This window comes from Streptomyces sp. Y1 (assembly GCF_041053115.1).
Taxonomy (GTDB): domain Bacteria; phylum Actinomycetota; class Actinomycetes; order Streptomycetales; family Streptomycetaceae; genus Kitasatospora; species Kitasatospora rubellomurina.
In genome coordinates, this window is record NZ_CP163445.1 from 2944891 (window position 1) to 2957176 (window position 12286).

13 protein-coding genes and 1 pseudogene are annotated in these 12286 nt (G+C 73.6%); 8 read left to right on the top strand and 6 right to left on the bottom strand.

The annotated features are described in order from the left end of the window. Nucleotides 1-167 precede the first annotated feature (167 nt). A complete protein-coding gene (gene folP, locus AB2U05_RS12320; RefSeq protein WP_045700990.1) occupies nucleotides 168-980 on the top strand; it encodes a dihydropteroate synthase in 813 nt (270 codons plus the stop codon). A 7-nt stretch (nucleotides 981-987) separates the two neighbouring features. Here folP and AB2U05_RS12325 read toward each other — a convergent pair whose 3' ends face one another. Continuing rightward, nucleotides 988-1797 (bottom strand): TIGR00730 family Rossman fold protein, encoded by an 810-nt coding sequence (locus tag AB2U05_RS12325; RefSeq protein WP_045700938.1) that lies wholly within the window; start codon nucleotides 1795-1797, stop codon nucleotides 988-990. A 114-nt stretch (nucleotides 1798-1911) separates the two neighbouring features. Beyond that, complete coding sequence (dapE, locus tag AB2U05_RS12330) at nucleotides 1912-2988, bottom strand: succinyl-diaminopimelate desuccinylase (protein ID WP_045700944.1); 1077 nt, start codon at nucleotides 2986-2988, stop codon at nucleotides 1912-1914. Between the two features lie 144 nt (nucleotides 2989-3132). On the opposite strand from dapE, the gene AB2U05_RS12335 reads away from it, so the two are divergent. Then, nucleotides 3133-4215 carry a hypothetical protein gene (locus tag AB2U05_RS12335; protein ID WP_369183207.1) on the top strand — a complete coding sequence of 361 codons (1083 nt, stop codon included), beginning with the start codon at nucleotides 3133-3135 and terminating at the stop codon, nucleotides 4213-4215. A gap of 306 nt (nucleotides 4216-4521) precedes the next feature. Beyond that, complete coding sequence (locus tag AB2U05_RS12340; RefSeq protein ID WP_052706683.1) at nucleotides 4522-5319, top strand: hypothetical protein; 798 nt, start codon at nucleotides 4522-4524, stop codon at nucleotides 5317-5319. 73 nt (nucleotides 5320-5392) lie between these two features. Here AB2U05_RS12340 and dapC read toward each other — a convergent pair whose 3' ends face one another. Next, nucleotides 5393-6550: a succinyldiaminopimelate transaminase gene (dapC, locus tag AB2U05_RS12345; RefSeq protein ID WP_369183208.1), complete on the bottom strand. Its 1158-nt coding sequence runs from the start codon at nucleotides 6548-6550 to the stop codon at nucleotides 5393-5395. Nucleotides 6551-6570: 20 nt separating this feature from the next. Next, nucleotides 6571-6897 carry a ferredoxin gene (gene fdxA / locus AB2U05_RS12350; RefSeq protein ID WP_030061559.1) on the bottom strand — a complete coding sequence of 109 codons (327 nt, stop codon included), beginning with the start codon at nucleotides 6895-6897 and terminating at the stop codon, nucleotides 6571-6573. A gap of 131 nt (nucleotides 6898-7028) precedes the next feature. Here fdxA and AB2U05_RS12355 point away from each other — a divergent pair, with 131 nt between their 5' ends. Then, the gene (locus AB2U05_RS12355) at nucleotides 7029-8042 is read left to right on the top strand and encodes a GNAT family N-acetyltransferase (RefSeq protein WP_369183209.1); all 1014 of its coding nucleotides are present in this window, start codon (nucleotides 7029-7031) and stop codon (nucleotides 8040-8042) included. A gap of 73 nt (nucleotides 8043-8115) precedes the next feature. Then, on the top strand, nucleotides 8116-9012 hold the full coding sequence (locus AB2U05_RS12360; protein WP_369183210.1) for a transglutaminase family protein: 897 nt from the start codon (nucleotides 8116-8118) through the stop codon (nucleotides 9010-9012). Nucleotides 9013-9016: 4 nt separating this feature from the next. On the opposite strand, the gene AB2U05_RS12365 is transcribed toward AB2U05_RS12360, so the two are convergent. Continuing rightward, nucleotides 9017-9646 (bottom strand): response regulator transcription factor, encoded by a 630-nt coding sequence (locus AB2U05_RS12365; protein ID WP_045700953.1) that lies wholly within the window; start codon nucleotides 9644-9646, stop codon nucleotides 9017-9019. A 63-nt stretch (nucleotides 9647-9709) separates the two neighbouring features. Between AB2U05_RS12365 and AB2U05_RS12370 the strand changes: the two genes are divergently transcribed. Beyond that, a complete protein-coding gene (locus AB2U05_RS12370) occupies nucleotides 9710-10654 on the top strand; it encodes a MerR family transcriptional regulator (RefSeq protein WP_045700955.1) in 945 nt (314 codons plus the stop codon). Further along, complete coding sequence (locus tag AB2U05_RS12375; RefSeq protein ID WP_369183211.1) at nucleotides 10648-11127, top strand: GNAT family N-acetyltransferase; 480 nt, start codon at nucleotides 10648-10650, stop codon at nucleotides 11125-11127. The genes AB2U05_RS12370 and AB2U05_RS12375 overlap by 7 nt, the downstream gene beginning before the upstream one ends. 21 nt (nucleotides 11128-11148) lie before the next feature. Here AB2U05_RS12375 and AB2U05_RS12380 read toward each other — a convergent pair whose 3' ends face one another. Continuing rightward, nucleotides 11149-11472, bottom strand: a complete 324-nt coding sequence (locus AB2U05_RS12380; RefSeq protein WP_369183212.1) for a hypothetical protein — start codon at nucleotides 11470-11472, stop codon at nucleotides 11149-11151. Between the two features lie 125 nt (nucleotides 11473-11597). Between AB2U05_RS12380 and AB2U05_RS12385 the strand changes: the two are divergent. Continuing rightward, a pseudogene (locus AB2U05_RS12385) lies at nucleotides 11598-12218 on the top strand (XRE family transcriptional regulator); the annotation flags it as partial. Nucleotides 12219-12286 lie beyond the last annotated feature (68 nt).

Here is a 12286-nt window from a genome sequence, read left to right on the forward strand (position 1 = left end):
CCTCTCCGTGGGGCCCGGGCGCAGTGGTGCCCGGGATCGAACCGATCATGACAGCATGGTTCCCAGTGAGGCCGGGGGCCATCATCGCACCCGCAGCAGCTGTGGAGGAGACATCGGTGGCACTGCGCCTGGGACCGCGCGAATTCGGTGACGACGAGCTGGTGATCATGGCGATCGTCAACCGGACCCCGGACTCGTTCTTCGACAAGGGCGCCACCTTCGCCGACGAGGCCGCGTTCGCCGCCGCCGACCGGGCGGTGGCCGAGGGCGCCGCGATCCTGGACATCGGCGGGGTCAAGGCCGGGCCGGGCGACGAGGTGACGGTCGAGGAGGAGCTGCGGCGCACCGTGCCGTTCGTGGCGGAGCTGCGCAAGCGCCACCCCGAGGCGGTGATCAGCGTGGACACCTGGCGGCACGAGGTCGGCGAGGCGGTCTGCGAGGTGGGCGCGGACCTGCTGAACGACGCCTGGGGCGGGGTGGACCCGAAGCTCGCGGAGGTGGCCGCCCGGCACGACGTCGGCCTGGTGTGCACCCACGCGGGCGGCGCCGAGCCGCGCACCCGCCCGCACCGGGTCGGGTACGAGGACGTGATGGCGGACATCCTGCGGGTGACGGTCGGGCTGGCCGAGCGGGCGGTGGAGCTCGGCGTGCGGCGGGACGCGGTGGTCATCGACCCGGGGCACGACTTCGGCAAGAACACCCGGCACTCGCTGGAGGCCACCCGGCGGCTGCCGGAGATGACCGCGACCGGCTTCCCGGTGCTGGTCTCGCTCTCCAACAAGGACTTCGTCGGCGAGACCCTGGACCGGCCGGTGAACGAGCGGCTGCTCGGCACGCTGGCCACCACGGCGGTCTCGGCCTGGCTGGGCGCGCAGGTGTACCGGGTGCACCAGGTCGCGGAGACCCGCCAGGTGCTGGACATGGTCGCCTCGATCCGGGGCACCCGCCCCCCGGCGGTCGCCCGCCGGGGGCTGGCCTAGCGAGCGGTCAGATCTCGTTCGCGGGCCGGCGGGCGTCGGCGAGGATCTTCATGACCTCGTCGATCTCGTCGGTGATGTGGAAGAGCTCCAGGTCGTGCGGGGCCGCCTTGCCCTGCGCGACCAGGGTGTCCTTCAGCCACTCGTAGAGGCCGCCCCAGTAGGCGCTGCCGAAGAGGATCACCGGGAAGCGGGTGACCTTCTTCGTCTGGACCAGGGTGAGCGCCTCGAACAGCTCGTCCAGCGTGCCGAGCCCGCCGGGCAGGACCACGAAGCCCTGCGCGTACTTCACGAACATCGTCTTGCGGACGAAGAAGTAACGGAAGTTCAGCCCGAGGTCGACGAACTCGTTGAGGCCCTGCTCGAAGGGCAGCTCGATGCCGAGCCCGACGCTGAGGCCGCCGGCCTCGGTGGCGCCGCGGTTGGCGGCCTCCATCGCGCCGGGGCCGCCGCCGGTGATCACCGCGTAGCCGGCCTCGGCGAGGGCCCGGCCGATGGCCACGCCGGCCTCGTACTCGGGCGAGTCGGCCGGGGTCCGGGCGGAGCCGAAGACGCTGATCGCGGGCGGGAGTTCGGCGAGGGCGCCGAAGCCCTCGACGAACTCGGAGGTGATCCGCAGCACCCGCCACGGATCGGTGTGCAGCCAGTCGGTCGGGCCGGTGGTGTCCAGCAGGCGCTGGTCCGTGGTGCTCGTGCCGACCTGGTCCCGGCGCACCAGCACCGGGCCCTTCTGCTTCTCGGGCCAGGCCTTCTTCGTCCGGGGCGCGCCGACCTGCTCGGGCCCGTGTCCGTAGTGCTTCTCGTCTCCTGTGCCTGTCATGACGAAACCCTACGCCGACCTTCCCCCGTTTTCAGGCAACGGGGGAAGGTCGGTTGGGCGACCGGAAGGTGGCGTTCACCAGCCGATCGGATCAGCTGCTGACGGCCGTCCGGGTCAGCCGGCCAGCCAGCCCCGCAGCCGCTCCTCGGTCTCGGCGATGGCGCTCAGCGAGCACCACTCGTCCCGCTTGTGCGCGAGGTCCGGCTCGCCGGGGCCGTAGTTGACGGCCGGGACGCCGAGCGCGCTGAACCGGGCGACGTCCGTCCAGCCGAACTTGGCCCGGGCGCGGCCGCCGGTGGCCTCCAGGAAGGTCCGGGCGGCGGGCTGGGCGAGGCCGGGCAGGGCACCCGCGGCGAAGTCCGTCACGGTCAGCTCGAAGCCGTCGAAGACCTCGCGCACGTGCTTCTCCGCCTCGGCCTCGCTGCGGTCCGGCGCGTAGCGGAAGTTGATGGTGATCACGCACTCGTCGGGGATCACGTTGCCGGCCACGCCGCCGTCGATCCGCACCGCGTTCAGGCCCTCGTGGTACTCCAGGCCGTCGATCTCCACCCGCCGCGCCTCGTACGTCTCCAGCCGGGTCAGCACCTCGGCGGCGTGGTGGATGGCGTTGTCGCCGAGCCAGCTGCGGGCCGCGTGGGCGCGCACGCCGGTGAGCCGGATCTGCGCCCGCAGGGTGCCCTGGCAGCCGCCCTCGACCATCGCGCCGGTGGGCTCCATCAGCACCGCGAAGTCGGCGGCCAGCCAGTCCGGGTGGTCCTTGACGAGGTGGCCGAGGCCGTTGCGGTGGGCCTCCACCTCCTCGCAGTCGTAGAACACGTAGGTGAGGTCGCGGTTGGGCTCGGTCAGCGAGGCGGCCAGGCGCAGCGCGACGGCCACGCCGGACTTCATGTCCGAGGTGCCGCAGCCGTAGAGCCGGTCGCCGTCGACGTAGGAGGGCAGGTTGTCGGCGATCGGCACGGTGTCCAGGTGGCCGGCGAGCACGACCCGCTCGGCGCGGCCGAGGTTCGTCCGGGCGACCACGTTGTTGCCGTGGCGGTCCACGGTGAGGTGCGGGTAGCCGCGCAGGGCGGCCTCGACGGCGTCGGCGAGCGCCTGCTCGTCGCCGCTCACCGAGGGGAAGTCGACGAGCCGGGCGGTCAGCGCGCCGCCGTCGAGGGTGAGGTCCAGGGGCGTCGGGTTGAGGTCGCTCATGGCGGTCAGCCTAGTGCTCCCGCCGGGCGCCCTCCGTGGTCGCGCTGTGACACAGGTCGGGCACGGAACGGCAACCGGCGGCGCCGTACACCCGTCCGAGTGGGTACGGTGTCGGATCAAGGACAAGGCGCGAGAGGGGCGACGGTGGCCAGGAAGAGGAGCAGCGAGGAGCTGGGCGAGGACGGCGAGGAGTTCGAGCCCGTCGTCCGCCGCGGTCCGCTGCGCGCCCTGCTGTCCGTACTGGTCGGCCTGATCGGCCTCGCGCTGATCGCGGGGCTGGCGGTGGCCAGCATCTGGTGGTTCGGCTTCAAGCAGGGCGAGGACGAGGGCTGCCGGGTGAAGACCGCCACCGGCGAGGGCACCCTGGAGCTGCCGCAGGCGGCCAACGCCGCGACCATCGCGGCGGTGGCGCACGCCCGCAACCTGCCGGACCGGGCGACGGCGATCTCGCTGGCCACGGCCATGCAGGAGTCGAAGCTGCGCAACCTCGCGGGCGGCGACCGGGACTCGCTCGGCCTGTTCCAGCAGCGCCCGTCGATGGGCTGGGGCACCGCGGCGCAGATCGCCGACCCGGTGTACGCGACCAACAAGTTCCTGGACGGTCTGGTCAAGGTGCCCGGCTACACCCGGCTGCCGCTGACCGACGCCGCGCAGGCGGTGCAGAAGAGCGGCTACCCGCAGGCGTACGCCAAGCACGAGACCAAGGCGACGCTGCTGACCAGCGCGCTGGCCGGGCGGGAGCCCGCCTCCTTCTCCTGCGTGGTGCACGACTACGCCAAGCCGGATCCGGAGGACTCCCCCTCGGCCACCGCGGGCGCGCCGAGCGCCGGGGCCCCGGCCCCCGCGGCCGCGCCGCCGGACCGGGCGCAGGTGCTCTCGGACCGGGTGCGCCGGGAGTTCGGCCGCACGGTGACCCCGGCGACGGGTTACACCTCGACGATCAAGGGTGCGGAGAACGCCGTCTCGCTGACCCCGGATCCGGCCGCGGCCGCGCTGACCTCGGCGACGGACGGCGCCGCCGGCGGCGGGGTGGACGCCGAGCGGGCGGGCGGCTGGCAGGTCGCGCACTGGGCGGTCGCGCAGGCGCAGCAGCTGGGCATCGCGACGGTCGCCTACGACGGGAAGATCTGGCGCAAGGACGAGTCGGAGGACGGCTGGCAGTCGCAGTCCTCGGGGACGTCGACCAAGCTCGTCCAGGTCACCCTGGCCCCGTCCGGGAAGAGCTGACGCACTGGCGTTCGGGTTGCCGCCGGACGGGTGATTTCGGTCAACCCCGGTGGACCGGGCACCCGGTCCGGCCGACCGGGGTGGAGAACCATCACTCCCCTTGGCCGGGGCGCGCTCCGGGGTGTCGCGGGCACCCCGGAACGACCCCGTGCGGCGGTCATACGATCTGACGGTAGGTCCGACACTTTCCTTGCTCCGGCCGAAACCTTCTGGCTTCTCAAGCGGTAACAACTCGTCCGCCCGGTCGTCCACGCCCGGTCGTCCTCCCGGCGGACGGGACGGACCCAGACCCCTTCGAGGAGCCCCATGTCTCACCCCCTCACGCGCCGGATCGCCCAGGCCGCGCTCGTCGTGGCGGCCGGAGCCACCCCGCTGATCGCGGCCGGCTCAGCGTCCGCCCTGGGCGGGGACGCCCTGCTGCCCAAGAGCGACCTCGCGGCGCCGCTGGGCCAGCTGACCAACACCGACACCGGTTCCACCCTGCAGCACACCACCCACCAGCTGGGCCAGGCCGCCGGCACCACCGGCGCGGCCACCGTCGCCGCGGGCGTGCCCGCCTCCGCCGACGCCGCGGGCAACATCGTCGCCCACCAGCTGCCCGAGGCCAACGAGAAGGCCAGCTCGTTCACCGCCCCGGTCGACCAGACGGCCGCGACCACCGGCCAGCTCGCCCACGTCGCCCCGAAGGTCGCCTCCGCCCTGGCCGGCAAGCTCGGCGAGGCCGTCACCGGCAAGGCCATGGGCACCCGCAGCGCCGCCGCCAGCCCGGTCGGCGGGCTCGCCCAGACCGGCAGCGTCGCGCAGGGCCTGCCCGGCGCCGACAAGCTCTCCGGCGCCGTCCCGAGCACCAACGCCGTCACCGACGCGCTGCCGCTGGGCTCGGTGGAGCGCGCGCTGCCGCTCGGCTCGGTCGAGCACGCCGTGCCCGGCGGCCTGCCCGGCACCGACGTCCTGGGCCTGGCGGAGCACGGCTCGGCCAACCGCCTCGGCGGCGCCGACCTCGGCCCGAACAACCCGCTCTCCGGCCTCACCGGCGCGCTCGGCCCGGTCGGCGGCCTGCTGCACGGCGTGAACGGCGGCAGCATCAGCGGCCTGCCGCTGTAGCCCGCGGGTCGTTCCCGACCAAGGGCGAGGGGCCGGTGTTCGGACGCGAACACCGGCCCCTCGTCGCGTTTCCCTACGCCGGGCGCGCCGCGTTCAGCCGCGCCACGGCCGAGGCGACCCGCTCGTCGGTCGCGGTGAACGCGACCCGCACGAACCGCTCGCCGGCCGGCCCGTAGAAGTCACCGGGCGCCACCAGGATGCCCAGCGCGGCCAGTTCGGCCACCGTCTCCCAGCACGGCCGGTCCTGGGTCGCCCACAGGTACAGGCTCGCCTCGGAGTGCTCGATCCGGAAGCCGTACGCCTCCAGCGCGGAGCGCAGCGCCGAGCGCCGGGCCGCGTACCGCCCGCGCTGCTCGGCGACGTGCGCGTCGTCCGCCAGCGCGGCGACCGTCGCGGCCTGGACGGGCGCCGGCACGATCATGCCGCCGTGCTTGCGCACCTCCAGCAGCTCCTTGACCACCACCGGGTCGCCCGCCACGAAGGAGGCGCGGTAGCCGGCCAGGTTGGAGCGCTTGGAGAGCGAGTGGACGGCCAGCAGGCCCTCGTGGCCGCCGCCGCAGACGTCCGGGTGCAGGACGGAGACCGGGTCGGCCTCCCAGCCCAGCTCCAGGTAGCACTCGTCGCTGACCAGCAGCGCGCCGTGCTCCCGGGCCCACGCGACGGCGCGGCGCAGCTCGTCCGCGCCGAGCACCCGGCCGGTCGGGTTGGACGGCGAGTTCACCCAGAGCAGGCGCACCCGGGAGCCGTCCAGCTCGTCCACCGAGTCGTACTCGACCGGCTCGGCGCCGCACAGCCGTGCGCCCACCTCGTAGGTCGGGTAGGCCAGCCGCGGGTAGGCGACCTGGTCGCCGGGGCCGAGGCCGAGCTGGGTCGGCAGCCAGGCCACCAGCTCCTTGGAGCCGACCGTCGGGAGGACGGCCTGCGGGCCGATCCCGGCGCCGACCCGGCGGTGCAGCCAGCCGGCGATCGCCTCGCGCAGCTCCAGCGGGCCCCACACGGTCGGGTAGCCGGGGGTGTCGGTGTGGGCGGCCAGCGCCTTCTGGATCACCTCGGGGACCGGGTCCACCGGGGTGCCCACGGAGAAGTCGCACAGGCCCTCGGGGTGGGCGAGTGCGGTGGCCTTGTACGGCTCCAGCTTGTCCCAGGGGAACACGGGGAGTTTGTCGGAAACGCGGCGCGCCGCCCCCGGGTGGCCCGGGAACGGCGCGCGCGTGCTGTTCTCTGTGCTCACAGCTCGATTGCCACCGATCGTCAGTGGTCGGCGTTCTGCGGCGGCAGAGCGGCGATGAAGGGGTGGTCCCGCTCGATCAGGCCCAGCTTCGAGGCGCCACCGGGCGAACCCAGGTCGTCGAAGAACTCGACGTTCGCCTTGTAGTAGTCCTTCCACTCCTCCGGAGTGTCGTCCTCGTAGAAGATCGCCTCGACCGGGCAGACCGGCTCGCACGCGCCACAGTCGACACACTCATCCGGGTGGATGTAGAGCGATCGCTCGCCCTCGTAGATGCAGTCAACCGGGCACTCTTCGATGCACGCCTTGTCCTTGACGTCGACACAAGGCTGCGCGATGACGTAGGTCACGCTGTCGTTCCTCCTCGGAAGGGCCGTGGCGGCCCGTTCTGTTCTACTCGCGTGCGCGGTGAGCGCGGCGTCGTCGATGCCCGCCCCTAGTATCGCGGGTCGGAGACCGCAAATGCACAGGAGGTGGCCAGATGATCGTGGACGGGCCGGTCGAGCGGCGTCCAGAGGTCCGGATAGACCGCTCTGACGTGGGCCGACGGGTGTCCGTCCGGCGGATCTCGGAATTCGTGGACGAACGTCCGGTGTTCCGGGATTCGATCGGTGTGCTCACATGGTGGGACGACCACGGGCTGACCGTCGTCCCCCGGACCGGTGAGCCGGTCTCCTTCCCCGAACGGCTGCTGGTCGCCGGCAAGACCGTCCCGCTGTTCCCCGCGCGACGCGCCCCGCTGCCCGCCGCCACGCCCGTCGAACTCCAGCGGACCGCCGGGCGCGGCTGGCCCGCCGTCGAGAACGAGGCGCTCGGCGCATGGACGCTGCGCGCCTCCGCCGGCTTCACCCGGCGGGCCAACTCCGTCCAGGCGCTCGGCGACCCCGGGCTGCCGCTGCCGCGGGCCCTGGACGCCGTCCGCGCCTGGTACGCGGCGCGCGGGCTGCCCGCCTACGTCGAGGTCCTCACGCCCGGCTCGCCCGACGACCTGCGCGCCGAACTCGACCGGCTGGGCGTCCGGTACGCGCCCACCCTCGTGCGCACCGCCCCGCTGGCCGGCCTCACCCGGATCGGCGGCGGGCACGACCGCGTCCGGCTGGCGCGCACCGCCGGGCCGGACTGGATGTCCGTGTACCGCCGGGTCGGCGCGGACCCGGCGGTCGAGGAGGCCGCCCGGCAGGTGCTGCACGGCGGGCCGTCCGTCTGGTTCGCCCACGTGCCCGGCGCCCCCGGGCAGCCGCCGCTGGCCATCGGACGCTGCGTCATCGACGGGCCCTGGGCCTGCTTCGGCGCCATCGAGGTCCAGCCGCACGCCCGGCGGGCCGGGCTGGCCACCGCGGTCATGGCGGTGCTCGCGGCGCGCGCCGCCGAGGAGGGGGCGACCGGGGCGTACCTGCAGGTCGAGGCGGAGAACGCGGGCGCGATCGCGCTCTACGACGAGCTGGGCTTCACGACCAGTCACACTTACCACTACGCGCTCCTCCCGCAGGCGTAGCGCGCCCGTCCGCCCGCCCCGCCGCCAGCCCGCCAGCCCGCCAGCCCGCCGTACGAAAGCCGTCGCCGTCACCGTGACCGAGCAGAGCAGAGACCGCTTCCGGACCGCCGCCCGCGCCGAGCAGCCCGACCCGGTGCTGCTCTGTCTGCTCGCCGCCGCCGAACACCCGCCGGCGCCCGAACCGGGTGGGCTCGGCGCGCCGGACCCCGGCGTCGGCCCGGACGCCCTGCTGGCCGCCTGCGAGGCCGCGCTCGACCGGCACGCGGCCGCCGTGCGGCGCGCCGTCGCCGAGCGGCGGCCGACCGGGCCCGAGGAGACCGCCGCCCTGCTCGCCGCCGTCCTCGGCGGGCGAGAGGGCTTCCACGGGCGGCAGTCCGACTACCGGCGGCTGGAGTCCTCGCTGCTGCCCGAGGTGCTGCGGCGCCGGCGCGGTCTGCCGATCATGCTCTCCCTGGTGTGGACGGCGGTCGGGCGGCGGGCCGGGCTGACCGTCCACGGCATCGCGCTGCCCGGGCACTTCATCGTCGCGGTCGGCGGCGGCGCGGGCGGCGCGGCGGGCGGCGGCGAGGAGTACGTGCTCGCCGACCCCTTCCACGGCGGACGGCTGCTCGACCCGGCCGACGTCGAACGCCTGGTCGCCGCCGCCGGGCACGAGTTCACCCCCGCCCTGCTCACCCCGGCCGCACCGCTCGACATCGTGCTGCGGGTGCTCGGCAACATCCGCGCCTGGGCCGCCGACCGGCCCGAGCACGCCCGCACCCAGCTCTGGGCCACCGAACTCGCCCTGCTGCTCCCCCGCCACCCCGCCCAGCTGCGCCTCGAACGCGCCGAACTCCTCGTCCGGATGGGCGACTTCCTCGGCGGCTCGGCCGAGATGGACGACTACGCGCAGATCCTCGACACCTTCGACCCGGACGCGGCGGCGAAGGTCCGGCAGGAGGCCCGGGCCGCCCGGCACCGGCTCAACTGATGCTCTACAGCCAGCCCTTCTCCCGGGCGATCCGGACCGCCTCGGTACGGTTGCGGGCCTCGGTCTTCTGGATCGCCATCGACAGGTAGTTGCGGACCGTACCCTCCGACAGGTGCAGCCGCTTGGCGATGTCGGCGTTCACCGCGCCGTCCGCCGCCGCGCCCAGCACGTCCCGCTCGCGCTGCGTCAGCGGGTTCGCGCCCTCCGCCAGCGCGGCCGCCGCCAGCGCCGGGTCGATCACCCGCTCCCCGCGCAGCACCCGGCGGATCGCCTCCGCCAGTTCGGACGCGGGCGCGTCCTTCACCAGGAACGCGTCCGCCCCCGACTCCATCGCGCGGCGCAGGTACCCCGGGCGGCCGAAGGTGGTCGCGATCACCACCTTGGTGCGCGGCGCGCTGCGGTGCAGCTCGGCCGCCGCCTCGATGCCCGTCATCCCCGGCATCTCGATGTCCAGCACCGCGACCTGCACGTCGTTCGCGAGCACCGCCGCCACCACCTCGTCCCCCCGCCCGACCTGCGCGACGACGTCGATGTCCCCCTCCAGCCCGAGCAGCGCGGCCAGCGCCTCCCGGACCATCCCCTGGTCCTCGGCCAGCAGCACGCGGATCAGGGAACCGTTCTCGTTCTCGCTCATGGCCACGACCTTAGAGGGCCGCGGGGTTGAGTCTCCCGTAGGGGGAGACGCCAAGGTGGAGCCATGGACGGCACCGACCCCCTCTACACGATCGGCGACCTGGCCCGGCGCACCGGACTCACCGTCAAGGCCATCCGGTTCTACGCCGACACCGGCCTCGTGCCGCCCACCGACCGCAGCCCGGCCGGCTACCGGCTCTACGACGTCCGCGCGCTCGCCCGGCTCGACCTCGTCCGCACCCTGCGCGACCTCGGCCTCGACCTGCCCGCCGTCCGGCGGGTGCTGGAGCGCGAGGCCCCGCTGCACGAGGTCGCGGCGGCGCACGCCGAGGCGCTGGCGGTGCAGATCCGCACCCTGCGGCTGCGCCGCGCCGTCCTGCTCGCGGTCGCCCAACGTTCCTCCACCCCTGAGGAGATGAGACTCATGCACAAGCTCGCCAAACTGTCGGACGCCGAACGCCGGCGCCTGATCGAGGACTTCATCGACGAGGCCTTCGGCGGCCTCGACGCCAACCCCGAGTTCGTCGCCATGATGCGCGGCGCCATGCCCGAACTGCCGGACGAGCCACGGGCGGAGCAGGTCGAGGCGTGGGTGGAGCTCGGCGAACTCGTCCAGGACCCGGACTTCCGGGCGGCGGTGCGGAGGATGGCCGAGCACCAGGCCGCCGAACGGGCCTCGGGGGACACCAGCGGCCTGCACCACGCGCTCACCGCGACCGTCCGGACGGTCATCGGCGACGCCCTGGCCACCGGCATCACCCCCTCCTCGCCCTCTGCCGCCCCCGTCCTCGACACCCTCACCGCCGCCTACGCGGAAACCTTCGGCCGCCCCGACGACGCCGAGCTGCGCCACTGGCTCCTCGGCCGCCTCGAAACGGCGAACGACCCGCGCGCCGAGCGCTACTGGCAGCTGCTCGCCGTCATCAACGGCTGGCCGGCGCCCGAGAGCCTGGCCGAGGTATTCCAGTGGTTCACGGCCGCCCTGCGGGCCAGACTGACGGCGTGCTGACCCTCGAACCCCTCCGCCCCGACCACGCCGACGCCCTGCTCGCCTTCGAGCTCGCCAACCGGGCGTACTTCACCCGCACCGTCCCCGACCGGGGCGACGCCTACTTCGCCGAGTTCCCGGCCCGCCACGCCGCCCTGCTGGCCGAACAGGCGGCGGGCATCTGCCACTTCCACGCCATCGTCTCGGAGGGCACCCTCGTCGGCCGCGTCAACCTGATCGACGTCGAGGACGGCAGCGCCGAACTCGGCTACCGCATCGCCGAATCCGCCGTCGGCCGAGGCCTCGCCAAGGCCGCCGTGGCCGAGGTCCTGCACCTCGCCACCACCACCTACGCCCTGACCGCCCTCACCGCCAGGACCACCCTGGACAACCCGGCCTCGATGGCGGTCCTCACCCACCACGCCTTCACGCCCGTCGAGGAGTTCCTCCTCGACGGGCGCCCAGCCCTCCGCTACCGCCGCGCCCTAGCATAGGAAGTCGGCCCCGCCGACTTCCTATGCAGCTCCCACCGGGACAACGTGGCGGAGATCAGCGACCCACTCGACACCGCCGTTGGGCGGGCGGAGGTAGAGCCGGCCGCCCACAACATCCATGAGGACACCGATCCGATTCGCCCGGCGGTCTTGAACCAACTCGCCGCACTCGGGGAAGTACGCCTTCGCCTCGCCCGTCCACGGCTCGATCTGGTGCAGGCGCCGGAGCCGGAGGTTCCCGTCAACAGTGAGCGTCACCAGGTTGTCGGCCACCTCCGCCACCTCCGCCGGAATCCGAGGCGCCCACGGCGTACTGATCTCCCAGTCCGGCGGCACGATGGCCACGGTCTCCCCCACCTCGGGCACCCACCCGCTCACGCCCGGGCCCCCTTCCGCAGCACCTCGACCAGCCCGGCCACCTCGCGCGGCGCCGCCGCCCCCAACTGGATGACCACCACCCCCGTGGTCCACGCCGGGAGTCCGGCGAAGTGCGGTCGCCTCGCCCGGTGTACGTTCGCGCTCTCGAAGCCGTCACAAGAATTCCGGTGGAACACCTCGGCTTCGAGGTTCCATTGTTGCCACCACGAGTCAGCGCCGACGGTAGAGGAGGTCACGACATGAGCAGTGTCGAGCGAGACGTCGATCCGAGCCGCGCTCCCGGACCGAGCAGCGAGAACTTCTCCGGGATCTGGCTCAGCCACTACGAGTTCTTCAGCAGCAGCCGCGAGGGCACCTTCACCGGGCTGCACCACGTCCTGTTCACCCAGCGCGGGAATCGCATCACTGCGCGGTCGCTCCCGGGCGCGTCCTCGAACCCCGACTCGCCGCTCTCGATCGATCTCACGGTCGACCGGAACGTCGTCACCGGCACCTGGACCGAGCAGACCGCGCAGGACGGCTACTACCAGGGCGCGCGCTACCACGGCGCCATACAGCTCCTGATCGACCCGACCGGCCGCTGCATGACCGGCAAGTGGGTCGGCTTCGGCAAGGAGTTCGAAGTGAACACCGGCCCCTGGGAGTTCCGCCTGCTCGACCGGTCCACGAACGCCACGACCGTCAGTCGGTTCAGCACTCCTCCGCAGATCTGACCGGAGTGGGAAGTCGGCCTGGCCGACTTCCCACTCCTCGCACCGCTACGCGGGGGGCTAGCCTGCCC